The following is a 23,605-nucleotide window of genomic DNA, read 5'->3' as shown; positions in this document are numbered from 1 at the left end:
ATCATTTGATCATGAAGACGGATGAGCGGCACCGCACCATTGCGGAGATGCTGCGGAAACGCTCCGAGGTCAGCGTCGACGAGCTCATCCTCGTCTGCGATGCGTCCGGGGCTACGATCCGGCGCGACCTTGAAGTCCTGGCCGCCAATGGGGTCCTTCGGCGCATCCACGGCGGAGCCAGGAGCCTGATCAAGCAGGGCGCGAATCCGGGTTACGGCCAGCGCGAGCTGGAGGACCAGGACGTCAAGAAACGGATCGCGGCGGCAGTTGCAAGACTTTTCCGGGACGGCGAACACGTCTGGCTGGACAGCGGCACTACGGCAACGGAGGTGGCCCGTGCGGTGGCTGGCAGGGAGCTGACGGTGATGCCCATGTCGTTGCGGGCACTCAACGCTGCAGCCGCGGAGGAGGGCGGTGCGGGGGTGCGGCCGTCGCTCCTTTTGCCCGGCGGAAGCCTGGTCCCCGGGGAACTGTGCTTCCGCGGCCCGCTGGCAGAGTCCAACATCAGGTCCCTGCGTTTTGACACTGCTGTTGTTACGCCGTGCGCTGTGGACTTCAAAGACGGGCTGTTGGCCCATGACCTGGAGGATGCTGCGGTAAAGCGCGCAGGCCTCGAAGCAGGTGCACGGGTGGTGCTGGCAGCAGCCGCGGCAAAGTGGCACGCACAGGCAAGGGTACTTGTGGCAGGCCTGGAGCGGGTGGATGTGATGGTGACGGACAAAGAATTCAGCGCAGAAGAACGCGCACAACTCGATAAATACTCAGTGGAAGTAGTGAATGTATGAGCCTGAATACCGGTACGCCATCCGAAGCGGGATTGAAGGCGGCAGCGGTGGCCACGTTCGTGGTCTTTGGTATCAACGGCCTGGTCTTCGCCAGCTGGGCTGCACGAATTCCCGCGGTGACCGAAACACTTCAGATCACCTCAGGCCAGATGGGGACGCTCCTGCTGTGCACTGCCGTGGGTTCGCTGCTCGCCCTGCCCACGGCCGGCCTGGTGGTTGGCCGTCTGGGGACCGCCAATACCGTCCGCCTAGGCGGGCTGCTGGCTGCCGCGGCGGGCGTGGGCATCGCCCTGTCGCTGTCCATCGCTTCGATTCCCGGTACGGCAATCTCCCTCTTCTTCTTCGGCATTGCCATTGGCCTGTGGGACGTGTCCCAGAACATTGAAGGGGCCGATGTTGAACACAAGATGCGGCGTACCATCATGCCGCAGTTCCACGCAGCATTCAGTGGCGGCGCCTTCGTGGGTGCGCTCATCGGTGCGGGTCTTTCAAACCTGGGCGTGGACCTGCCGGTACACCTCCTGGTCATCGTTGGCATCGTCGTTGTGGTCACCATGATCGCGCCCCGCTACTTCCTGCCCCATATTTCAACCGCCACTCCCGCTGGCGAAGCGAAGCCGGCCAAGGGACCCTCCGCGTGGCGGGACAGCCGCACGCTGCTCATCGGCGTTGTGGTGCTCGGAGCCACCCTGACGGAGGGCGCCGGCAACGACTGGATTGCCAAGGCCTCGGTCGACGGACTCGGAACCTCCGAGTCCACGGGGGCCCTGATGTTTGCGCTCTTCGTCCTGGCCATGACCGCCATGCGGTTCTTCGGAGGCCAGGTCATTGACAAATACGGGCGGGTAGCGGTGTTGCGCGCAAGCATGGCGGCGGCGGCCGCCGGTCTCTGCCTCTTCGTCCTGGCCGGAAACGTATGGCTGGCAGCCGTTGGTGCTGCCCTGTGGGGCGTAGGGGCAGCGCTGGCATTTCCGATGGGGATGTCCGCAGCGGCCGACGATCCCAAGCATGCGGCGGCAAGGGTATCCGTTGTATCCACTCTCGGTTATATCTCGTTCCTTGCCGGCCCTCCCCTGCTCGGGTACCTCGGGGACCTGACCGGTATCCACCTGGCATTGCTTGCCATCCTGGCCCCGATTCTCCTGGCCCTCCTGCTGGCCGGAGCAGCCAAGCCGCTAAGGCTGAAACAGGGGGCGGAAGTCAAGTAGTCCGCCCTTAGTGTGGCGGTAGGGTGGGGGAATGCACAGCACATGGCGCCGCAGCCATCGTTGGATAAGCCGCCTGGACAGATACCTGGTCCGGCATGTCTCAGACCTGCCAGGTGGAAACCATGATGATTTTTTTCGCCGGCTCTCGGCATCTGCGAACCATGGAAAGCTGTGGATTGGCGCGGCAGCCGTCATGTCCGCATTTCGCGGCCGGCCCCGCCGTGCCGCGCTGCATGGACTGATAGCCCAGGCGGTTGCGTCGGCCGTGACGAATGGCGTCTTCAAGACGCTCCTGCCCCGAGCCCGGCCGCTGCCCGAACATCTGCCGGTTTTCCGGTTCGTCCACCCCCAGCCCACAAGTTCCTCGATGCCTTCGGGGCATTCTGCATCGGCCATCGCTTTCGCTACCGGCGTGGGCCTGGTCCACCCCATGCTTGGTGCAGCGCTGGCACCGGCCGCCGTTGGAGTTGCCTATTCCCGTGTCCATACCGGGGCCCACTGGCCGTCCGACGTGGTCTTCGGTTCCGCGCTCGGTGCCGGGGCTGCGCTGGTCACCCGGCACTGGTGGCCCGTGCGCCCTCCTTTTCCGCAAGTGGCCAGAACCTGGACTCCTGCACCCGAGCTTTCCGGCGGCAAGGGGCTCAGCATCGTTGTCAACACGCTTGGCGGCTCCTTCACGGAGGAGACCGCGGCCGCGCTCCAAGAAGTATTCCCGGAAGCGCATATCAATACCGTCCGCCCGGACGAGGACCTGTTGCAGGAGATCCGCAAAACGGCCGATCATCCGGGCACCGTTGCAGTGGGCGTGTGGGGCGGGGACGGAACAGTGGGAGCGGCAGCAGCGGCCGCCGTCGAAAGGTCACTCCCGCTGCTGGTCCTGCCCGGCGGCACACTGAACCACTTTGCCCGCGACGCCGGAACGGGAAGCCTGAAGGATGCAGTGGCGGCGGCCTCGAGAGGGGAAGCTGCGCTGGCCGACGTGGGGACCGTCACCGTTGAGCGGGGACTTGCCGGTAATCCCGAGTCTGCCCAGTTGATCATGCTGAACACATCGAGCGTCGGCCTGTACCCGAATTTCGTGCGTCGCCGGGAACAACTGCAGCCGGCCCTTGGAAAACCGTTGGCCGGCGTCGTGGCGATGTTCCGGACCTTTGCTGCCGGCACTCCCACCACGCTCACGGTCGACGGCAGGACGCACAAGGTCTGGATCGCGTATGTGGGACGCGGCCGCTACTACCCGCGGGACCACGCACCCCTGCTTCGTCCGGTCATGGATGACGGCGTGCTGGACGTCCGCATGATCACGGCCGACGAGTCCTTTGCAAGGTTGCGGCTGCTCTGGTCGGTACTGACGGGGACAGTCGCCACCTCTCGGATCACCCACCTGTCCGAGGCAACACGGGTGCGCATCGACGCCGGGGGTTCGCCCATGGCCCTCGCTGTTGACGGTGAAGCGCTGGCTGGCGTGCAAAGCGTGGAGTACAGCATCCGGCCCCAGGCCCTTGCCTACTACTCGCCCCATCCCTAGCTACCCGTCCGGCGGTCATCCAAGGGGACTACCCTGACCTGCCCCTGAATCATCCCTGAGACCGGCGCATCCGGCGCCTGCTGTGGGTAGCGTGGTGCTTACACATCTTCCGGGCATGCATCCTGCAGTCCGCAGCTGCCATTCGAAGGAAATTTCCATGATTGAGGCAAGAGGGCTGACCAAGGTCTACGGCGATAAAACCGCTGTGGACGGCGTCAGCTTTACCGTCCAGGCGGGGCACGTGACCGGCTTCCTGGGGCCCAACGGCGCAGGCAAGTCGACCACCATGAGGATGATCATGGGGCTTGACCGGCCATCGGCAGGCTCCGTTACCGTAAATGGGGTTCCCTTTGCCCAGCACGCTGCACCGCTCCGCGAGATCGGCTCCCTGCTGGACGCCAAGGCCGTGCACACCGGCCGGACCGCCTACAACCACCTCCTGGCCATGGCCGCCACCCACAGCATCCCCCGGAGGCGGGTGCGGGAGGTGATTGAGATGACCGGCCTCGGTGAGGTGGCAAAGAAGAAGGTCAAAGGCTTCTCGCTGGGCATGGGCCAACGGCTTGGCATTGCGGCGGCCCTGCTGGGTGATCCGCAGACCATCATTCTGGATGAGCCGGTCAACGGCCTCGATCCCGAAGGCGTGGTCTGGGTGCGGAACCTGGTGAAGTACCTCGCCTCGGAAGGGCGTACCGTTTTCCTGTCCAGCCACCTGATGAGCGAAATGGCCGTAACTGCCGACCACCTGATCGTGATTGGCCGCGGCAGGATCATCGCGGATGCCCCTATTGGCGAAATCATCACCGGAAAGGGCCAGTCACGGGCACGCGTCCGCACGGACCAGCCACAGCAGCTCATGCGCCTGCTGGCCAGCGACGGCGTTTCGGTGGAAGTCCAGGACCAGGAACTCCTGGAGGTCACGGGTGTGCCCCCGAAGGAGATTGCACGGACAGCCCTGGACAACCGGATCATGGTTTATGAACTCACGCCCCTCCAGGCCAGCCTGGAGGAGGCCTACATGGAACTCACCAAGGACGAGGTGGAGTACCACTCCCTCATCACCACGGGGGCCACGGCTCCCGGCCAGACCGGAGGACAGCAATGAGCACGGCAACCCGCGACTCCCGCCGTACCCACAGCGAGGTTGGACCGGGTCCGAGCTTCCTGCGGGTACTTAATTCCGAGTTCATCAAGTTCCGGACCCTGCTCTCCACCCTGATCCTGGTGGCGTCGACCGTGGTGGTGATGGTGGGCTTCGCAGCCCTGAACGCTTGGGGTGTGGGACAGTTCTCCGAGGCTTCCAAAAGCGACCCCCAGGCGGCTGCCGCCTTTGCCGCCCAGGGCGCAGACCTGACGGCGGGAGTTCCGACGTCGGGCATCGCCTTTGCCCAGCTCATCATTGGATCCCTGGCAGTCCTTTTGATGAGCTCCGAATTCACCACGGGCATGGCCCGGTCCACTTTCACGGCGGTCCCCAAGCGGATTCCAGCCTTCATCGCCAAACTGCTGGTGGTCACCGTGTGCGCCTTTGTGGTGACCGTGGTGTCATCGCTCCTCGCCTACCTGGCGGCCACCCCCATCCTGGACAACTACGGGTTCGATATCGACCTCGGGTCCGAACACTCACAGCGCCTGCTCCTTGTCAGCGGCGTGTACGTGGCCGCGGTGGCCGCGATCGGAATGTCCCTCGGGACCCTGCTGCGGAACTCCGCTGGCGGAATCATGTCTTTGGTGGGCCTGTTCTTCGTGGTTCCCATCGCTTTCCAGCTGATTCCGGGGGAATTCTTCGAAGAGGCGCGGAAGTACCTTCCGGACAATCTGTTCGAACGCATCGTTACAGCTTCGCCGGCAGAAGGGGCGCTGGAAGTCTGGCAGGCGGCCACCTGGCTTGGTGCCTGGGTGGTGGTTCCGCTGGTGGCGGCCATGGTGGTCCTGAAGAAGCGCGACGTCTAGGACGGACCCCTGAACTGCAAAGTATGAACCAAGCGGCATTTACCAAGGACGCGCCTGCCGGTGAGGCCGACGCGTCCTTTGCCGAGCTCACGGCACGGCGCAGGGGATGGCTGAGGAGGTACCTGCACCAGCACCCCTTCCTCATGGACGCCGTGGTGGCTGCGGGCTACAGTCTGCTGGTGGCGCCAACAGTGGTGGATGCCACCGCCTCGGGCAACTGGATTGCGGCAGCCCTGCTTGCCCTGGTGGCCGGATCCATGTTCCTGCGGCGCTTCCACCCCGTGGGGCTGGTGGCCTTTATTGCCGTGGTGGAAGTGGCGGTTACGCTGCTGCACCCCTGGGGCTCCAACGTGTCAGCCGGATTGTGGTTCTCGCTTTACGCCGTGGCAGCGGCGCATACCCGCCGCTTCGCGCTGATCACCATGGCCGCTGCCACCGCACCGGTGGCCCTCCTGTACCTTCTGGCGGCCGTGGGACCCATGGAAAATTCCTTCGTCCATGACCCCGGCGTGAACCCGGGCGACTTCCACCTGTTGACCAGCATTGCCACGGGAGCCACCATTGCCTTGTCCAACCTCCTGGCCACCGGCATTGGCATCGGGGTACGGCAACGCCGTGAGCATGAACAGGAAGTTGCGGCCTGGGCCGCCCGGACGGCGAGCCTCGCCTCCGTCAATGAACGCAACCGGATCGCGCGGGAGATGCACGACGTCGTTGCCCACTCGCTGACGGTGATGGTCAGCCTGTCGGATGGTGCCGCCGTCGTGGTCCGGAAGAGCCCTGAGCGGGCAGCTGAAGTGCTTGGCGAACTGTCCAGAACGGGACGGACTGCCCTGGCCGATATGCGGCGGGTCCTGGGTGTGCTGCGTGACGATGCCGCCGCACCCAGGCGGCCGATCACCGCCGGGTCCAGCCTGCCTCCGCTGCTGGACGGCTTCCGTGCCGCCGGCCTGCCGCTGCACTACTCCCACACTGGGCCCGCTCTGCCCGACGATCCGGCGTTCCAGCTCACGGTGTACCGGATCGTACAGGAATCCCTCACCAATGTGCTCCGCTACGGCCGCGCCCTTGGCAGGGTGGAGGTCAACGTTGTCCGCACCGGTTCCACCGTCACCATTGAAGTGCTCGACGACGGTGCCGGCGTTGCTGCCCATCCCGCCCGGGACGGAAGTACTGCCCTCCGCGATACCCTCCACCCGGGTTCCGGCGGTTCCTACGGTTCCGGACAGGGACTTGCAGGTATGGCCGAGCGGGCCAGGATTTACGCCGGCACGGTGGAAGCAGGCCGCAGCGGCCGGGGCTGGCGCGTTTATGCCGTGCTCTCCTGGCCGGGCACTGAGCCCCGTCCCCCACGTCCTTCCGTCCGAACAAGCTGCAAGGCCAACCATGATTGAAAATCCCGCCATTAACGTCCTGCTGGTGGATGACCAGCCCCTGCTGCGAATGGGCTTCCGCCTGATCCTTGAGGGTGAAGAAGACCTGAGCATCGCGGGAGAAGCTTCGGACGGCGCCGAGGCCGTGCGGCTGGCCAGGGAACTGAACCCGGACGTGGTGCTGATGGACGTCCGGATGCCCGTCCTGGACGGCATAGAGGCGACGCGCGCGATTGCCGCTGCCGGTTCCAGTGCCCGGATCATCATCCTCACCACTTTCGATGTGGATGAGTATGCTTTTGCCGGCCTCCAGGCCGGTGCCTCGGCATTCCTCCTCAAGGACGTGGCGCCGTCGGAGTTGATCCAGGCCGTCCGCGTGGTGGCCAGCGGGGACGCAGTGGTGGCGCCCAGGGTCACCCAGCGGCTGCTGGAAACGTATGTGCGGGGAGCCGAACTCCCCGTTCGCCCGGCGCCGGCCCCCGACCCGCTGCTGGCGGACCTGACGCCCCGGGAAACGGAGATGCTCGAGGCCATGGCTGAAGGGCTGTCCAATGCTGAGATTGCGCACCGGTACTTCCTGTCCGAAGCGACCGTGAAAACGCATGTGCGGCGCATCCTCACCAAGCTGCACCTGCGTGATCGGGTTCAGGCCGTGGTTTACGCCTATGAGACCGGCCTGGTGGTGCCGAGCAACCCGGACTACTGAGGGCGGGGCGCGGGTCCGTCTAGACTCGAAACCATGCCTACCCTTACCTCTGCCGCCGACCACATCCAGGACCTTGGCCACTTCGTCAGCGCCTCGCCGTCGAGCTTCCATGCAGTGCAGGAGGCGGGGCGAAGGCTTGCCGAAGCAGGATTCGTCCGGCTGGACGAGGTGGAGCCGTGGGAGGGTGGGGCGGGCGCGTTCTTCATGATCCGGGACGGCGCGCTGATTGCCTGGGTGGTACCCGAAGGGGCGGGCCCGGCGACGGGTTTCAACATCCTGGGGGCGCATACTGACTCGCCCACGTTCAAGCTCAAGCCCAAGCCGACGACCGGAGGGCACGGCTGGCTGCAGGCGGGGGTGGAGGTTTATGGCGGGCCGCTGCTGAACTCGTGGCTGGACCGCGAACTGCAGCTTGCCGGGCGCCTGGTGATGCTGGACGGGACAGAACACCTGACCGCGACCGGTCCGATGCTCCGGTTCCCGCAGCTGGCCATCCACCTGGACCGTGCGGTGAATGACGGGCTGGTGCTGGACAAGCAGCGCCACATGAACCCCGTCTGGGGGCTGGGGAATCCTTCCGACTTCGACCTGCTCGCGGTGCTGGCTTCCCATGTTTCCGGCGCCTCAGTGGACCCTTCGCGGATCGGCGGGTACGACGTCGTCATTGCGGACACGCAGGCACCTGCGGTTTTCCGGGGGAACGGGGAGTTCTTCGCGTCCGGGCGGCTGGACAACCTGTCGTCCACCCATGCAGGACTCGCGGCGCTGATAGCGCACGGCTCCGGCCCCGCTCCCGCGGGACCGATCGCAGTGCTGGCGGCCTTCGACCACGAGGAGATCGGCTCGAACTCCCGGTCCGGCGCCTGCGGACCCATTCTCGAAGACGTGCTGGTGCGTATATCCGACGGCCTTGGCGCGACGGTGAGCCAGCGGCGGCAGGCCCTCTCGGCGTCGTTCTGTGTCTCCGCCGACGCCGGCCACGCCGTACACCCCAACTACGCCGAGCGGCACGACCCCGCGAACCACCCTGTCCTCAACGGCGGCCCGCTCCTGAAGATCAATGCGAACCAGCGCTATGCCACGGACGCGCCCGGCGCTGCTTTCTGGGGCCGCCTCTGTGGTGCGGCCGGGGTGCCGTACCAGGAGTTTGTGTCCAACAACGCGATCCCGTGCGGCTCCACGATCGGGCCATTGACCGCCACGCGTTTGGGTATCCGGACGGTGGACGTGGGCGTGCCGCTGCTTTCCATGCACTCCGCGAGGGAAATGTGCGGTGTGGAGGACCCATGGCGGTTGGCTGCCGTGACGGAACTGTTCTTCCGGACCGCTGTGTAGTTCCCTGCTGGGGAGCACCACATTGTTGGTGCGGATACCCGCAGAGTAGCTCCCCTTCGCCTAGCCGTGTTGTTTGGCCGGACTTACGGTTGAAGACACGGAAGCCCTGTGGGGGTTTACGGCCCATGGTTCCGGGCCGCGATCCAGGGGAGGCTCAATGGCCTCGCCACCGGCAGGATGTCCGTGACTACTGACTGACGCAACAGGCGAGGTGCCGGGCTATCCCGGTCTCCGGCCGAGCGGGGAGTGCAGACCCCACCCGGCTGCTGCCTGGTTGCGCCGCGACCATGGAGCCAAAAGATGACGTCTGCACCTGGAATCCTCCCCCGCTGGATCGTCCGACGCTGGGTACCTGCACTGGTTCTCGCCCTTCTGGCCTCCATGTTTTCGATGGCAGTGGACCCCTCGTGGCTGCCGCCGGCCCGGGCCGCCGGGCCCTGTGATGCGCCCGTGGTCAGCAAGGTGGCCTGCGAGAATACCCAGCCGGGGAGCCCGGCCAGCGAATGGCGCGTGACCGGTGCGGGAGACAGCACCATCCAGGGATATGCCACGTCAATGAGCGTGAACGTGGGCCAAACTGTCACCTTCAAGGTCAAGACCACTGCCTCTGCCTACCGGATCGATATTTACCGCTTGGGCTACTACCAGGGGCTCGGGGCGCGCAAGGTTGCCGCAAACATCCTTCCCTCCGTTCCGTTGCCGCAAAACCAGCCCAACTGCGCCACTTTTTCCGCCACCGGCCTGATCGACTGCGGCAACTGGGGTGTGTCCGCGTCCTGGCCGGTTCCGGCTGCCGCGGTTTCCGGCGTGTACCTTGCCCGCCTGGTCCGGACGGACAACAGCGGAGCAAGCGTAATTCCGTTCGTGGTGCGTGATGACGCTGCCAAATCCGACATGCTGTTCCAGACGTCCGACACTACATGGCAGGCCTATAACACTTATGGCGGCAACAGCCTCTACCAGTGCACGGTTGCTTGCCCGGCCGGTAACCCGCTTGCCTACAAAGCCGCATACAAGGTGTCCTACAACAGGCCGTTCAACTCGGCGTTGGATGACCAGGGCCGCAGTTGGCTGATGTACGCCGAATATCCCATGATCCGTTTCCTGGAGGCCAACGGCTACGACGTGAGCTATATGAGCGGTTTGGATGTGGCCACCAAGGCGCCGCTACTGCTGAACCACAAGGCATTTTTGTCAGTGGGCCACGACGAGTATTGGTCCGCTGAGCAGCGGTCCAACGTGGAGGCGGCGCGCGATGCCGGCGTGCATCTTGCGTTCTTTAGCGGCAATGAGATGTTCTGGAAAACCCGCTGGGAACCGAGTGCCGACGGGACCAGCACCGCCGGACGGACCCTGGTCTCCTACAAGGACACCCACTTCAACGGCCCTACTGATCCGGTTTCCTGGACGGGCACTTGGCGCGATCCTCGGTATGGCACGGCCACCGGCGGAGGGAAACCAGAGAACTCCCTGACCGGGCAGTACTTTTTGGTCAATTCCGGGACGGCGGACATCGATGTCCCCTCAGCATTCAAACAACTTCGGTTCTGGCGGGGTACCTCCATCCCAGGTATGGCTGACGGTTCCGTGGTGACCCTCGGAGACGGATTGGGGACGCTGGGCTACGAGTGGGACATTGACGCGGACAACGGCTTCCGTCCACCGGGTGCCTTCCGGCTGTCTCATACGAATAGTACTTCCGCTGAAATTTTTACCGACTACGGCTCTACCGTTCTGCCCGGTCAGCCCGCGACTCACAATATGACGTTGTACAAGGCGGGCAGCGGTGCCCTGGTCTTCGGATCAGGAACGGTCCAATGGTCCTGGGGCCTCGACGGGTACACCACTGGTAAGCCTGTGGACCGCAACATGCAACAGGCCACCGTAAATCTGTTCGCTGACATGCGGACTCAGCCTGCAACTCTGGTTTCAGGCCTCTCTGCAGCACTGGCGTCAAACGACGTCACGGCCCCGACGTCCCAAGTGGTTTCACCGGCCGCAGGGTCGACAGTTGCCGACGGCACCATCGTCACGGTTTCAGGGACCGCCGCTGACGTCGGCGGCGCTGTGGCTGGAGTGGAAGTCTCCACGGACGGAGGAACAACTTGGCGCCGCGCTAATGGGACTACAAACTGGACCTATACGTGGAATGCGCACGGTAGCCCCACTTCAGTGCTGCGATCCCGGGCCGTGGATGACAGCGGCAACATAGGACCGGTTTCCTCAGGGAATGCTGTGAGTGTTTCCTGCCCCTGCTCGCTCGTGGGAGCAAATGTCACCCCAGTAAGCGCGGACGCTGGGGATCCGGGGTCGATTGAGCTTGGCGCGAAGTTTTACTCCGACGTCCCAGGAACCGTCAGTGCAGTGCGGTTCTACAAGTCCGCCAAGAACACCGGCACCCACATCGGCAACGTATGGAGCGAGTCGGGGCAAAGGTTGGCGACCGCCACATTCACCGGTGAGACCGCCTCCGGCTGGCAAACTGCCACCTTATCGCCGCCCTTGACCATTACTGCGAAAACCAACTATGTGGTTTCCTATTTCGCCCCGGCCGGACATTATGCCCAAGATCCTGGCTACTTTTACAACAACCCATCTCCGTCCGGTGGATCGAACAGCACGGACAGTTCTCCATTGCACTTCACCAGGAGTACTCCAGGATCGCCGAACGGCTTCTACCGCTACAACTCCACATCCAGTTTCCCCGACCAGATTTTTGACGCAGAGTACTACTGGCTTGATGTTTCATTCACGCCGTCACAGGCGGTGGCCCCGGCGGTTTCATCAGTGTCACCTCCCAATAACACCTCCGGAGTCGCTCTCGATGTCAAGCCGACGGCGACGTTCAACCAGCCGGTGACCGATTCATCGGTGGTTTTCACGCTGAAGGATTCTGCCGGGGTTGTCGTAAGCGGTACGCAGGCATACAACGCGGCAACTAATACCAGTACATTTACCCCGGCTAATGCCTTGAAGTACGCGGTTACGTACACTGCCACCGTCAGTGGAGTCACCAATGCTTCCGGACAGACGATGACTGCCCCGTACTCGTGGACGTTCACGACTGCCGCGACTCCAACCGCTCCGACAGTGTCATCCGTGTCGCCCATGAGCAGTACATCGGACGCGGCCGTCAGCACCAAACCGACAGCGACCTTTGATCAGGCGGTCTCCGGTTCCTCAGTGGTTTTCGGGCTGAAGGACGCGGCCGGTACAACCGTCGTAGGCTCCGTAACTTATGACGCGGGCTCAAACACCGCCGTGTTTAGTCCCTCCGTCGCCCTTGCCTACAGCACGGGATACACCGCGACAGTCAGCGGTGCCACGAACGCCTCCGGATTGGCGATGGCGGCGCCGTATTCCTGGACGTTCGCTACTGCTGCCGCGCCCGCGAGCTGCCCGTGTACCGTGTTCAGTCCGACTTCGGTCCCTGCTGTGCCAGCCGACGGTGATGCCAATGCCGTTGAGCTAGGAATGAAGTTCCGTTCAGACGTGGCGGGGGCTGTCACCGGGGTTCGGTTCTACAAGGGCAGCGGCAACACGGGCACACATACCGGCCATCTTTGGTCCGTTACCGGAACGCTCCTGGCGTCTGTCACGTTCACGGGCGAGACGGCGACAGGCTGGCAGCAAGCCAACTTCTCGGCCCCGGTAAATATCACCGCAAATACAACGTACGTGGTTTCCTATCACGCACCGAACGGCCACTACGCGGCGAACACCGGATTTTTCGGCACTTCCGCAGACCGCGCGCCGCTACATGGCTTGGCAAGCGGCGTCGACGGGTCCAACGGCGTCTACCGTTATGGAAACTCGGCATTTCCTACGGACAGTTACAACAATACGAACTATTGGGTCGACGTGGTGTTCAGCACGACGGCAAGTGGGACGGCCCCATCTGTAACGAAAGTTACACCTGCCAGCGGTGCCACGGGTGTTGCAGTGCAGGTGAATCCGACGGCCACCTTCGACCAACCGGTGACGGCATCCTCGGTCGTGTTCACCCTGAAGGACCCAGCCGGCGCGAGCATAACCGGATCCACGTCCTACGACGCCGCCACAAACACGATGACCTTGACGCCTTCCACCTCGCTCTCCTACAGCACTGCGTACACGGCAACAGTCAGTGGTGCCACCAACGCCACCGGTCAAACCATGGGTGCGCCCTACGCCTGGTCCTTCACCACTACCGCGGCCGCCATACTGCCGGCCGTATCTTCTGCCAACCCGGCAAACAACGCTACGAATGTGGCTGTTGCGGTGGCACCGGCTGCGACGTTCAACCAGGGCGTGAGCGCGTCCTCCATTGTCTTCACGTTGAAGGACGCTGCCGGCGCGGCAATTTCCGGGACCGTGGCTTACGACGCGGCAACAGCCACCGCCACGTTCACGCCAGGCGCCGCACTCAGCTACAGCACCACCTACACCGCGACAGTCAGTGGGGCGACGAATTCCAGCGGGCAAAGCATGAGCGCACCCTACTCCTGGACTTTTTCGACGGCGTCAGCGCCCGCCTCCTGTCCATGCACAGTGTTCAGTCCGGATGCCGTACCGGCCACGATCTCAACCGCGGATAACAATGCCGTGGAACTCGGGATGAAGTTCCGCTCTGATACTGCCGGCACCGTTGCCGGCGTACGGTTCTACAAAGGTGAACAGAACACGGGGACGCATACCGGACACCTCTGGTCATCGACAGGAACACTCCTGGCATCGGTGACGTTCGCAGGAGAAACGGCAAGCGGATGGCAGCAGGCGCTCTTCTCATCACCCGTTCCGATTGCTGCCAACACCACCTACGTGGTTTCATACTTCGCACCCAACGGATTCTATTCATCGAGCAGTGGATACTTCGCTTCCTCCGTTGACCGGGCACCCCTGCATGGCCTCTCGAATGGAACCGACGGACCAAATGGCGTCTACCGTTATGATGCGACGGCGTTTCCCACAGACAGCTTCAACAGCACGAACTACTGGGTGGATGTCGTCTTCAACGCCAGCGCATCAGGAGCAGCGCCGGCGGTGGCTGCCGTTTCACCAGCAAACAACGCAATGGACGTATCTGAGCGCGTGCGGCCGACGGCAACCTTCGAACAACCGGTGACGGGGTCTTCGGTGGTCTTCAGTCTGACCGATGCCGCCGGAACTGCCGTACCCGGGTCAACCGCCTACGATTCGGCTACGAACACAGCCACATTCTCGCCGGCAGCGGCGCTGGCCTTCGGCACCGTTTTCACGGCCACCGTCAGCGGTGCGACGAATTCCGCCGGTACGGCAATGACTGCGCCTTACTCCTGGGCGTTCAAGACCAAGGCTGCGCCTGCAGCCTGTCCCTGCAGCGTTTTTAGTCCCGCCGCCGTTCCAGCCGTGCCCAACTCGAATGACAGGAAAGCCGTGGAAGTGGGCATGAAGTTCCGTTCCGATGTTGCCGGGACCGTAACGGGAGTCCGGTTCTTCAAGGGAAGTTCCAACACGGGTACGCATACCGGACATTTATGGTCCTCAACTGGAGCCTTGCTCGCGTCCGTTACCTTCACCGGCGAGACCGGCTCCGGCTGGCAGCAGGCGCTGTTTGCTACACCTGTTGCGATCACTGCAAACACCACCTACGTGGTTTCCTACCACGCACCTCTGGGCTTTTATTCCTCGACTAAGGACTACTTCAGCGGTGCATCGGCGGACAACCCACCGTTGCACGGGCTGGCCAGTGGGGTCGACGGAGCAAACGGCGTCTATCGCTACGGCAGTTCGGCCTTCCCAACGGAAAGCTTCAAAAACACTAACTACTGGGTCGACGTCGTTTTCACCCGTTCGTAGCCATGGACAAGGGACCTTGAGCATTCACGAAAGGTAGGACCTTATGACCGAATTAGCCTCTCTTCGAAGCCTCGTTCAGGCCGCAGCACTCCTGCGGCCTGAACGCCCTCACCAAGTCGCAACCAGGGAAGCCGGACCGGCCACGCAGGGCAAGTTCGGCGAAGAGGTGACGCTGGGGGGCGTTCCCGTCAAATTGCTGGAACGCGAACAGGCGCTGAAGATCATCATTGACAGGGCACGGGACGGCGGAAGTCGACCACTGGCTGTTGCCTCCGCGAACCTTGATCATGTGAAGCACTTTGGTCAGGGCGGCCGGTGGGCCGATACCTTGGACCACCAGGCGTCAGTGGAATGGCTCACGCTCCTGGATGGCTCCCCGCTCGTCTCCCAGGCTGAGATGATCACTGAGCGGAAGTGGCCGCGGCTCTCCGGAAGTGACCTCATTCTGCCGCTGCTGGACGTCGCTGAAACGGCTGGACTGAGGGTGGGAATCGTTGGGGGGACTGGGGCGTGCCACGACTTGATACGCGAAAAGTTCACCGAGGACCATCCCGGCCTCACCGTGTCCGGTCTTTGGGCTCCTGAACGCAGTTCGCTCGCGGACGCCGCGGCCTCCCACGCCCTAGCGGCCGAAATTTCGAAAGCGGGGACGGACGTCCTGGTTGTGTGCCTGGGCAAGCCCCGCCAAGAACTCTGGATCTCAGAGTTCGGCCAGCTGACGGGTGCGAAGGTGCTGCTCGCCTTCGGCGCCGTAGTGGACTTTCTTGCAGGGCGAGTGCGCAGGGCTCCCGCCCGTGTCAGTGACGCTGGTTTGGAATGGGCCTGGCGACTTGCCCTGGAGCCCAGGCGGCTCGCGCGCCGCTACCTGGTTGACGGGCCGGAAGCCTACCTGAAACTCCGGCGGTGCAGCCGTGCGGGCCACCAAGAAAGCTTGACGGGCGGTGCCCGCTCGGGAAAGTTCATGCAGGCATGGGCGGAGCAAGTTTCAGTTGCGATCCCCGGGCGTGTGCGGGGGTTCTCGGGGACGGATGAGCATACCGACGTTGCCGTTCTGGTAGTCACCTACAACAGCGAAAAGGATATCGCTGCGCTCCTCGAAAGTCTGCGCCCGGAGACAGCGGACCAATCCATCAAGGTAATTGTTGCGGACAACTCCCCCTCACCGTCCACTCTTTCCGCTCTAAAAGATCAGACTGATGTCTTCGCCTTCCCGACAGGGGGAAACCTGGGTTACGCCGCTGCAATCAATGCAGCCGTTGAAAAGGCAGGTGCCACCGATGCTTATCTGATACTCAACCCAGACATGCGGGTGGTGCGCGGATCGGTGCGGGCGCTTCGGGACAGGATGGCATTGTCCGGGGCCGGTGTTGTGGTCCCGTTGTTGTTCGATGATGACGGCACGGTCTACCCTTCGCTGCGTCGGGAGCCGAGTGTTTCCCGGGCTATCGGAGATGCACTGCTGGGAAGCAAGCTCCCGGGGCGTCCAGCCTGGTTATCCGAGATGGATTCTGATCCAGAAAGCTACCTTCATGCCCATAAGATCGACTGGGCAACTGGAGCAGCTCTTCTGATCCGGCATGAGGTGGCCGGGCTGGTGGGGAACTGGGAGGAAGAATATTTCCTGTACTCCGAAGAAACGGACTATTTAAGGCGGGTCCGAGAGGCGGGAGCCACTGTCTGGTTCGAACCGCTGGCACGGATGGAGCACAGCCGGGGAGGTTCGGGCAGTTCGTTCGCGCTTGACGCCCTGATGACCGTTAACCGCATCAGATATGTGCGGAAGTTCCATTCGGCGGGTTACGCTTGCGGATTTCAGGCCGCCGTCATGCTCGCAGCCCTGCTGCGTTCACCGTTGCCGGGAGGCAAGGAAATCCTTTCTGTTGCAACCCGGGAACGGCTATGGGAGCAGCTGCCACATGCCACGCGCTATCCGGCGACCGCAACGAGCCGAGGAGGGTTTCCGACTGGGGCAGTCATCATACCGGCACACAACGAAGAGGCCGTCCTGCGGCGGACGCTGAAGGCATTGGCCATCCCGCTGGCAAGCGGCGCTGTGGAAGTGATTGTCGCGTGCAACGCGTGCACGGACGGGACGGAAGCAATAGCGAAATCGTTTGCTGGCGTCCAAGTCGTCCGCATCACTGAGGCATCAAAGGTCGCGGCACTGAACGCGGGAGACCGTGCGGCAACACTGTGGCCACGGGTATACCTTGACGCGGACATCGAGTTGCCCGCCGAAGCACTCAGTGCCACGTTCGAACAGCTGGCCGGGGACGGAACCATTCAATGCGCGCGTCCTCAGTTCACGTACAACACAGATGGTGCGAGCTGGCCGGTGCGGGCCTACTACCGTGCCCGAAACCGCCTGCCGAAGGCTTCGGAATCAATGTGGGGAGCAGGAGTCTACGGACTGAATCGCAGGGGTCACGAGAGATTTGGCGAATTTCCCCCAGTCATCGCCGACGACTGCTACATCGACCGCCTCTTTGACAGTTCTGAAAAGACCGTCCTTCCGTGTCCACCAGTCATCATCCGCACACCCCGGTCCACGCGGGCTCTTATTGCTGTCCTGCGACGGGTCTACAGAGGCAACAGCGAATTACGCGCAATGCCGGGCGCCGCTACAGGGAGGACCGTCCGCCAACTGCTTGGGTCCGCCAAGACGCCAGGATCGGTGTTTGATGCGGCCGTCTACGCTGCCTTCGCCCTCCTTGGACGTCAGGCCCGGCCCGGTGGTACCGCATGGGAGCGGGACGACTCAAGCCGTCCTGACCTTCACTGAAGGCAGCCCGGGGGATCGGGACTTACAGCGAAAATTTGTAAGTATGATGCGAGTATTCAGCCTCGAAGTTGTCGGTGAACGCCCCGTCTGCGACGTCCAACGTCCGGTTCTCACCAACCACTTCGACAGCAGAGGCCGTGACGCCCGCCGGGAGAGTGAAAGTCTTTTGGCCTGGCGAGTGTGTGAGTCCGATGCCGGCAAAGATGTATGCGGATCCCTCGAATTCCTTGAGCATCGTGTCCGTTGTGGTGTTGAAGCTGTATTGGTAGGACTGCGTATTCAGGACCGGTGCCAGGGCCTGAATACCCGCGTTGATGGCGCGGATCCCCTTCAACCTGTCAGCATCACATTCCACCAGGGAGTAGAAGCCGCAGGTGGTGCCGTTGTTGTGCTGGAAATATGCCAGGCCTCGTGCTTCGTGGATGATGGCAGACCAGGCGGCGCCTTCCATCTGCTCCAGGGAAATGGTGAGGGAACCGTCCTCCAGAAGGAGAGGCCGTGCCGCCTCGATGAATATCCAGTTGGGATGGGCGCCGACGGGATCCTGGTAAGACCGCATCCGGTCCACCAGCCAGCCGTACGCGCCGGAAGTGGCGGGTTCTGCGCCATTTGGCCAATGCGGCGAATGGGCTAACTGATCATCAACGAAGGGACTGGTGTAGGCATACTTGTCCACACTGGCGACATCAACGACTTTCATAAGCTCGGCCATTGATCCCTGAGCCCAGTAGGTGTCGAGGACGCCGTTTGAGTAATTGGCCATCGTAAAGCGGCCGTCCTTGAGCCCGCGGATCCTGTCGACTTTTTGCTGCTGATCCAGGAGATTGGCAGCGGCGTCCAGGCCCGAGCAGCCCAATCCGATGTCACATTCGTCGGACACGAACCAGCCCACGGCACGCGGGTCCTGGCCGACTTCCGCCGTTGACCATTCGTCCTGGGGCAGGACAAACAGGCCGCTGCCAGTAACCTCGGACAGGGGCGAGCCGTCATGCTCTGCCCCCATGTAGGTGTTGATGCCGAGTGCCTTCAACTGGGGAGCGTGCTCGGGTTTACCCATGAACACGGAAATCGGAAAGAACGAGGGATCGTTCCAACCCGCTGCAGCGGCCTTGGGGAACCTGTTCCAGTAGGCCGGACCACCTTCCCATGGGACCTTCGGCAGGTTGCGGATTGAGGATATCGAACTGCCGGCGGGCCCCTCCGAACCAACGGCAAGCTCATCGCAGGAAGTTAGCGCAGCGGACAGGGTCAGGCCCATGACGGCGGTCAGGGCGAAGGCACGGACTGCAGACCGATTGCTGACGGCAACGCGGTGGGCGTTTGTGGGCATATGAACTCCTGCTGGCAATTATGGGTGGGCTGAACGGACCAAACGGAGAAATTGACCTGTTTCAGAATGGGCAGCGGTGAGGAACTGAACGCCTCCTTCAGCTGTTTGGTTCCGCGTTCAGGACCACCCCGGCCCGCGCCATTTGGACAAGCACTTCGGCGCTTCGGCGGTAGCTGAAAAGGGTGGTGGCACGCTGGCGCCCGGCTTGGCCCATGTTCGCGCACAACAGGGGATCGCCCATCAGTTGAACCAACCCCTCCGCCAGTGATCCCGGGTCGCCAGACTTGACTAGGACTCCGGTCCGACCGGGCACCACTAGCTCGGAAACCCCACCAGCAGCCGTGGCCACTACAGGAAGCCCCATGCTCATCGCTTCCATGATCGCTACGCCAAGCGGCTCAGCATGGCTGGCCAAAGTAAATACGTGCGCCAAGCTTAATTCCTGCCGGATCACCTTGTCTGGCACGCAACCGAGGAGCCGCACACGGTCCTGGAGGCCCATGTTGTCGATCAGGCGTTCGATTACTTGGCGATATCCCCTCCCGCCGGCCTCATCCTCGCCGGCGATGACAAGTTGCACATCGGCACCATTTTCAACCAGCATCCTGACCGCGGCCAGGAGAACGTCGTGGCCCTTGCTTGGATTAAGGCGGCCGCAGGAGAAGATCCGGAATGTCCCGGGTGCAGTCCACGGAACGTATGGTTGGCTCCTTTTGAATACATTCACATCCACACCCATGGGAGCCACCCTGACGGTAGGCAGTGCGGTTCTCAGTGACTGTCGGACTTGGCCCTCTAGTTGTTCTGTTATGACGAGCGCAAAGGCGGCATTGGACCACTTATACTCCTGATTGCCTCCATAGTCGGCAAGTGGCCCATGCAGGGTCAGGCTGTATGGCAGCCCGGAAAGGAGCCGGGCGTACAGGGCAATGTAGGCTGCGTTACCGCAGGAGTGCACGTGCACATGCTGCCAGTCCTGTTCCCTTGCCAGGCCAGACAACCTCGCTCCGAGGGCCAGCCATACGAGCTGGGTGATAAACCCGCGAGGCCGGGCAAAGCGGGGTGCCCGGTCTCCAACCTTTGACATGCGGGCGGCATGCCGGAGGACCTCTGCCAGCCTGCCGGGTGTCAGGGCGCGGAGTTCCCGCACGCAGGAAAGGAACGCCGGCACGGAGACCGAGGCCAGATACGGGGTGATCGACGCAGCGTGTTCCCCCCAGTCATTCCTGGAAGCATTCCTGCCTGGATGCCGGGTTGAGACGACACCTGGTGAGACACCTAGCTGCTTCAGGACCCCTAGTTCGCGCCAGAAAAAACCGTGCGTCTGGCCCGGAAACTCAGGAACAAGGTATCCCAGTCGCAAGGCGTCGGGTACGGACTCAGTTGTCATTGCTTGACCCCGGACAAGCGTCGTCCTATACGCGTGTCGAGCGTTTTTGGCTCATTCAGGTCAAGCCCGCTTTCGAGTTGATTGACCAGCGCTATTGACTCGGCCGTGACTGCAGGGTCTTCCGCTTCGCTGCTGTCGCGACCACCTTTGGGGCGTTTCCTTCTGTTGGCTGCTTTGTCGGATAACAGCAGACGGCGCTCCTTGGCCGCTGCCAGCGATCGTGCCACTGAGACCGCGCCAAACATTGTCACCACTCCACTGAGGAACACAACGATCAGGGCGCGAAGCCGGCTGGAGAATTGTTCAGTGGCTTTATCAGGGGTAGCGACCACGAGAGCGGAAAAGAGGTAGACGTCGTCGGCCTCGTTGACCTTCTGTGCCTCATACAGGTATTCCTGCAGCAGTTGACCCAGTGCCTGCGTCGTAGCAATGGACTTCTCCGGTGTTTCGCCCTCACCAGTGATGTCCACCAGGAAGCCGTTCAAACCACCTACGCCACGGCTGACCGTGTACTGGTCGCTCAAACCCTTTTCGATGAGTAGATCAGCTGTGGATGCGTCGTTGAGCCGGGTCAACAAAACCTGGACGATCAATGAAGGATCTGAGGAACGCAAATACGGATTCTTGTTATTCAAGTCCTTCAGCTCGGGGTGCTTGATCATGTCCAGTTCGGTCGGTATGTCTGGGTTGATCATCGCAAACGTCGACGACGATTCGTAGGACCGGGGGGCAAACTGGAAGACATAAAGGGCGGCCAGTGCTGTCAGCACTACGATTGGGATCGAAACGATTCGATGCCGCCAAATGGTCCTCACGACTGCTAGCGGGTCCATGGGATGTCTCCTCTCAGGGGCTGACCTGGTCCCGTGTCAGGAACAGGTCTCAAAAAACCAAGCTCATTCAGTGAATCTGCCGTCTTCTCGCGCTTGACCATCACCCATACCGCCCCGCCCAGCCCGACTAGAACGGGATAGGTGAGAGCAAAAACCGGGAATGACATGGAATCGAAAGTCAGAGAACATACGGCCGCCACCAGGGCTCCCGCGCCGACGGCGCCCGCTAAGGACCTGAGCTGCGGATCGGCGGTGGCACGCGCGGCCATGACAGTGCTGACGCCCGGCAACGTCAAATAGATGATGATGGCCACCAGCCCTATAATTCCCTGGGTGACGGCTGCGTTCAGATACTGGTTGTCTAGGATATGGATCGCGGTGTCCGCAACGTAGTTCCCCGGGCCGAGACCCAGCCAGGGGCGTTCGGACACCATCGCCTCGACCCGGGGGAAGTTGTTGGTCCGTGTCGTAATCGACGGGTCCGAGCTGGATGTGGTGACAGTGCCTGTGAGCGTACTAACCAGTCCGGGCACTCCGAGGAACAGGGCTGCCAGTGCTACCGGAGCTCCCAGCAGTGCCCACAACCGGGGAATGCTGGGAAGGAATGGAATGAAGATCACGAGCCCGGCAAGCAGCCCGAGAATTCCAGAACGGGACACTGTGGATGCAATAGCGAAGATGAGCAGGGCCGGCCCAAGTACCCGGCCTATAAGGTGCCCGCGTTGGTCGTAAATCACGCGCCAGATGGACAGTGGCAGGAGCATGGCAGACACGACAGCCAATTCAATGGAGTGGAACGTGCTGCCGGCAACGCGAAGCAGCGCCCCGCGGGATTGAAAAGGTGTGTCACCGCCGTTGTAGTCAAATCCGGGCATCGCTACGCGGAACCATTCCATCGGGTTCAACTGGAGGGTGAATTGCACAACCGCCACCAGACTGCAAAAGCTGGCACCCGCTAGCAGCGCGCGAAGAAACACCATCGCATCGTCCATTGTCCGTATCACCTCACCCACGACAATGACAACGCCGGCACTGGCCAGTAGCAGAAGCATCCAGCGGTCCGCAGATGCCCGGGCCAATTCGGTACTTCCGCCAGTGATTCCCGCGTAGAGAGCAACATATGAAGCACTTGTGGCCAGGAAAAGGACACCCACTGCCAGGCGTCCTGGATGCTTGACGCTGAGCGGGTCGTGCAGGCCAAAAAGGACACTGGAGAGCCACAGCCCGAAAACGAGCAGGGCCAGGATCATCGGGGCGGTTCCGGCAGCCCCAATGGGCTTGAACACCATCGAAGACGGGAAAAAGAAGATGCAGAAGGCCATGGCCCGCACGATCAAAGGAACTTGCGGGCGGCCGCGGACCTCAAGTGCCACTGCTGAACTTCCTCCCGAAGCCCTCCCAGCCCACCCCACACTGTTCATTGTTGTGGCTCCACGAATTGGGTGTCAGCCGTTCGGGACTGCGGAAAAGCGCAGACACGCTCGATTGTTTCGGAGACCGTGACTGCTGTCGTGGTCCAGCCGCGGCGGGCTGATGCATTGAGAAGCCGGGCCCGTTCTTCGATATCCGGTGCTGTGACCGCTGCGGACAAGGCCCGGGCCATCGCCGCGGGGTTCGGTCTCGTCCACATCGCATAAGGGGCGAATAGGTCCGCCTGGGCAAAGTCGTGATCGTTCAGAACAGGGACGTTTCCCGCCGCCATCAACTCCTCCGCAACAAGGCTGATGTTGGTGAAGGAAAATGTGAGGCTGGCAATCGTCCGGTTGTAGAGGACGTTCAGATCCCTTGGCGTCAAAGACCCATGATTCGTCACCGGAACCGACCACCCAGACACCCGGTCGCCGAAAACGTGAATTTCATGTTCCGGGTGATCATGGTGGAACCTCTCCAGCGCAAGTTTGGCCAGCAGGTAGCCGCGCCGATCCACCGAGCGTTTGGCGTAGTAAACCACTCCGGCGCGAGGTGTGGAGGCGCCATCCCGGCGCAGTAGCCGGTACTCCCCATCATCACAGCCGAACGGCACCACCGTGTCGGGTTCAATGCCGATTTCTGCGCGAAGCCTGGAGGCAACCATCTCGCCCAACACGATGTTGGTGAACCCGAACCGGTAAGTGTCCTCTGCAAAGGTGTAGAGGGCGCCCCGCGGATAGAAGTACGGTTCGAAGTCTTGTATGAAATAGAACTTGTTGGCCGTTTTCGGCGCGCGACTAGCCACCACGTGCGCCGAACCCCAGGAACTGGCGATGACGGCATCCATACCGTCCATTCCCGTGGTGGCACTGCGGATGTCTGCCTTGAGATTCTTCCAGTGCCGTCTGATGATCGCTTCATGGCGGTGGACGTCGTCCGAGTTCCGGTCGTAGAGGAAGAGCGTGCACTGGTGGCCGCGTTGCTCGGCCATTTCAACCATTCGGAACAGGGTGGTGTGGCCACCTGAACCACCGGCTGGCGGGGCGCACACCCAGCCAATTCGCAGTTTTCCCTCCCGTGCTTCACCCGTGATTCCCCGAGGAAGGGCACTGGAGTCTGCGAGGTCTTCAGGCCGCACGGGCAGATCAGCGGAGA

Annotated in this window: 15 protein-coding genes; 10 read left to right on the top strand and 5 right to left on the bottom strand. The window is 62.5% G+C overall.

Going from position 1 to position 23,605, the window contains the following annotated elements; translation table 11 throughout:
* The first annotated feature begins 11 nt into the window (after positions 1-11).
* The 10 genes from ASPHE3_RS19585 to ASPHE3_RS21645 all read left to right on the top strand — a co-directional run bounded on the left by ASPHE3_RS19585 (position 12) and on the right by ASPHE3_RS21645 (position 17,487).
* The gene (locus tag ASPHE3_RS19585; RefSeq protein WP_041653414.1) at positions 12-785 is read left to right on the top strand and encodes a DeoR/GlpR family DNA-binding transcription regulator; all 774 of its coding nucleotides are present in this window, start codon (positions 12-14) and stop codon (positions 783-785) included.
* The gene (locus ASPHE3_RS19580) at positions 782-1,993 is read left to right on the top strand and encodes an MFS transporter (RefSeq protein WP_013602926.1); all 1,212 of its coding nucleotides are present in this window, start codon (positions 782-784) and stop codon (positions 1,991-1,993) included. Before ASPHE3_RS19585 ends, ASPHE3_RS19580 begins: the two co-directional genes overlap by 4 nt.
* A 31-nt stretch (positions 1,994-2,024) precedes the next feature.
* Positions 2,025-3,521, top strand: a complete 1,497-nt coding sequence (locus tag ASPHE3_RS19575; protein WP_013602925.1) for a bifunctional phosphatase PAP2/diacylglycerol kinase family protein — start codon at positions 2,025-2,027, stop codon at positions 3,519-3,521.
* 157 nt (positions 3,522-3,678) lie between these two features.
* The gene (locus ASPHE3_RS19570) at positions 3,679-4,626 is read left to right on the top strand and encodes an ABC transporter ATP-binding protein (RefSeq protein ID WP_013602924.1); all 948 of its coding nucleotides are present in this window, start codon (positions 3,679-3,681) and stop codon (positions 4,624-4,626) included.
* On the top strand, positions 4,623-5,474 hold the full coding sequence (locus tag ASPHE3_RS19565; protein WP_013602923.1) for an ABC transporter permease: 852 nt from the start codon (positions 4,623-4,625) through the stop codon (positions 5,472-5,474). Before ASPHE3_RS19570 ends, ASPHE3_RS19565 begins: the two co-directional genes overlap by 4 nt.
* A gap of 23 nt (positions 5,475-5,497) precedes the next feature.
* Positions 5,498-6,868, top strand: a complete 1,371-nt coding sequence (locus ASPHE3_RS19560; protein WP_013602922.1) for a sensor histidine kinase — start codon at positions 5,498-5,500, stop codon at positions 6,866-6,868.
* Positions 6,861-7,553 (top strand): response regulator, encoded by a 693-nt coding sequence (locus ASPHE3_RS19555; protein ID WP_013602921.1) that lies wholly within the window; start codon positions 6,861-6,863, stop codon positions 7,551-7,553. Before ASPHE3_RS19560 ends, ASPHE3_RS19555 begins: the two co-directional genes overlap by 8 nt.
* A 33-nt stretch (positions 7,554-7,586) precedes the next feature.
* On the top strand, positions 7,587-8,888 hold the full coding sequence (locus tag ASPHE3_RS19550) for a M18 family aminopeptidase (RefSeq protein WP_013602920.1): 1,302 nt from the start codon (positions 7,587-7,589) through the stop codon (positions 8,886-8,888).
* A 300-nt stretch (positions 8,889-9,188) separates the two neighbouring features.
* Positions 9,189-14,705, top strand: coding sequence for a DUF4082 domain-containing protein (locus ASPHE3_RS19545; protein WP_013602919.1), 5,517 nt, complete (start codon positions 9,189-9,191; stop codon positions 14,703-14,705).
* Positions 14,706-14,748: 43 nt separating this feature from the next.
* Positions 14,749-17,487, top strand: coding sequence for a WecB/TagA/CpsF family glycosyltransferase (locus ASPHE3_RS21645; RefSeq protein ID WP_013602918.1), 2,739 nt, complete (start codon positions 14,749-14,751; stop codon positions 17,485-17,487).
* Positions 17,488-17,509: 22 nt separating this feature from the next.
* On the opposite strand, the gene ASPHE3_RS19530 is transcribed toward ASPHE3_RS21645, so the two are convergent.
* The 5 genes from ASPHE3_RS19530 to ASPHE3_RS19510 form a co-directional block, all read right to left on the bottom strand.
* The gene (locus ASPHE3_RS19530; protein ID WP_013602917.1) at positions 17,510-18,817 is read right to left on the bottom strand and encodes a hypothetical protein; all 1,308 of its coding nucleotides are present in this window, start codon (positions 18,815-18,817) and stop codon (positions 17,510-17,512) included.
* A gap of 97 nt (positions 18,818-18,914) precedes the next feature.
* Positions 18,915-20,207 carry an exopolysaccharide biosynthesis GT4 family glycosyltransferase EpsE gene (epsE, locus tag ASPHE3_RS22855; protein WP_013602916.1) on the bottom strand — a complete coding sequence of 431 codons (1,293 nt, stop codon included), beginning with the start codon at positions 20,205-20,207 and terminating at the stop codon, positions 18,915-18,917.
* Positions 20,204-21,040 (bottom strand): hypothetical protein, encoded by an 837-nt coding sequence (locus tag ASPHE3_RS19520; RefSeq protein WP_013602915.1) that lies wholly within the window; start codon positions 21,038-21,040, stop codon positions 20,204-20,206. The genes epsE and ASPHE3_RS19520 overlap by 4 nt, the downstream gene beginning before the upstream one ends.
* Positions 21,028-22,413 (bottom strand): O-antigen ligase family protein, encoded by a 1,386-nt coding sequence (locus ASPHE3_RS19515; protein ID WP_013602914.1) that lies wholly within the window; start codon positions 22,411-22,413, stop codon positions 21,028-21,030. The genes ASPHE3_RS19520 and ASPHE3_RS19515 overlap by 13 nt, the downstream gene beginning before the upstream one ends.
* 44 nt (positions 22,414-22,457) lie before the next feature.
* A complete protein-coding gene (locus tag ASPHE3_RS19510; RefSeq protein ID WP_148258131.1) occupies positions 22,458-23,450 on the bottom strand; it encodes a glycosyltransferase in 993 nt (330 codons plus the stop codon).
* Between the last annotated feature and the right edge of the window lie 155 nt (positions 23,451-23,605).

Source organism: Pseudarthrobacter phenanthrenivorans Sphe3, assembly GCF_000189535.1.
Classification (GTDB): domain Bacteria; phylum Actinomycetota; class Actinomycetes; order Actinomycetales; family Micrococcaceae; genus Arthrobacter; species Arthrobacter phenanthrenivorans.
The sequence above is the reverse complement of the archived record's forward strand: the minus strand, read 5'-3'. Positions and strand labels throughout refer to the sequence as shown.

What these genes read in the sequence shown, in the direction of transcription:
- ASPHE3_RS21645 (WP_013602918.1), top strand. Translation starts at nt 14,749, where the DNA reads ATGACCGAATTAGCCTCTCTTCGAAGCCTCGTTCAGGCCGCAGCACTC.
- ASPHE3_RS19545 (WP_013602919.1), top strand. Translation starts at nt 9,189, where the DNA reads ATGACGTCTGCACCTGGAATCCTCCCCCGCTGGATCGTCCGACGCTGG.
- ASPHE3_RS19530 (WP_013602917.1), bottom strand. Translation starts at nt 18,817, where the DNA reads ATGCCCACAAACGCCCACCGCGTTGCCGTCAGCAATCGGTCTGCAGTC.
- ASPHE3_RS19575 (WP_013602925.1), top strand. Translation starts at nt 2,025, where the DNA reads ATGCACAGCACATGGCGCCGCAGCCATCGTTGGATAAGCCGCCTGGAC.
- ASPHE3_RS19510 (WP_148258131.1), bottom strand. Translation starts at nt 23,450, where the DNA reads ATGGTTGAAATGGCCGAGCAACGCGGCCACCAGTGCACGCTCTTCCTC.
- ASPHE3_RS19550 (WP_013602920.1), top strand. Translation starts at nt 7,587, where the DNA reads ATGCCTACCCTTACCTCTGCCGCCGACCACATCCAGGACCTTGGCCAC.
- ASPHE3_RS19555 (WP_013602921.1), top strand. Translation starts at nt 6,861, where the DNA reads ATGATTGAAAATCCCGCCATTAACGTCCTGCTGGTGGATGACCAGCCC.
- ASPHE3_RS19580 (WP_013602926.1), top strand. Translation starts at nt 782, where the DNA reads ATGAGCCTGAATACCGGTACGCCATCCGAAGCGGGATTGAAGGCGGCA.
- ASPHE3_RS19585 (WP_041653414.1), top strand. Translation starts at nt 12, where the DNA reads ATGAAGACGGATGAGCGGCACCGCACCATTGCGGAGATGCTGCGGAAA.
- ASPHE3_RS19570 (WP_013602924.1), top strand. Translation starts at nt 3,679, where the DNA reads ATGATTGAGGCAAGAGGGCTGACCAAGGTCTACGGCGATAAAACCGCT.
- ASPHE3_RS19565 (WP_013602923.1), top strand. Translation starts at nt 4,623, where the DNA reads ATGAGCACGGCAACCCGCGACTCCCGCCGTACCCACAGCGAGGTTGGA.
- epsE (WP_013602916.1), bottom strand. Translation starts at nt 20,207, where the DNA reads ATGACAACTGAGTCCGTACCCGACGCCTTGCGACTGGGATACCTTGTT.
- ASPHE3_RS19560 (WP_013602922.1), top strand. Translation starts at nt 5,498, where the DNA reads ATGAACCAAGCGGCATTTACCAAGGACGCGCCTGCCGGTGAGGCCGAC.
- ASPHE3_RS19520 (WP_013602915.1), bottom strand. Translation starts at nt 21,040, where the DNA reads ATGGACCCGCTAGCAGTCGTGAGGACCATTTGGCGGCATCGAATCGTT.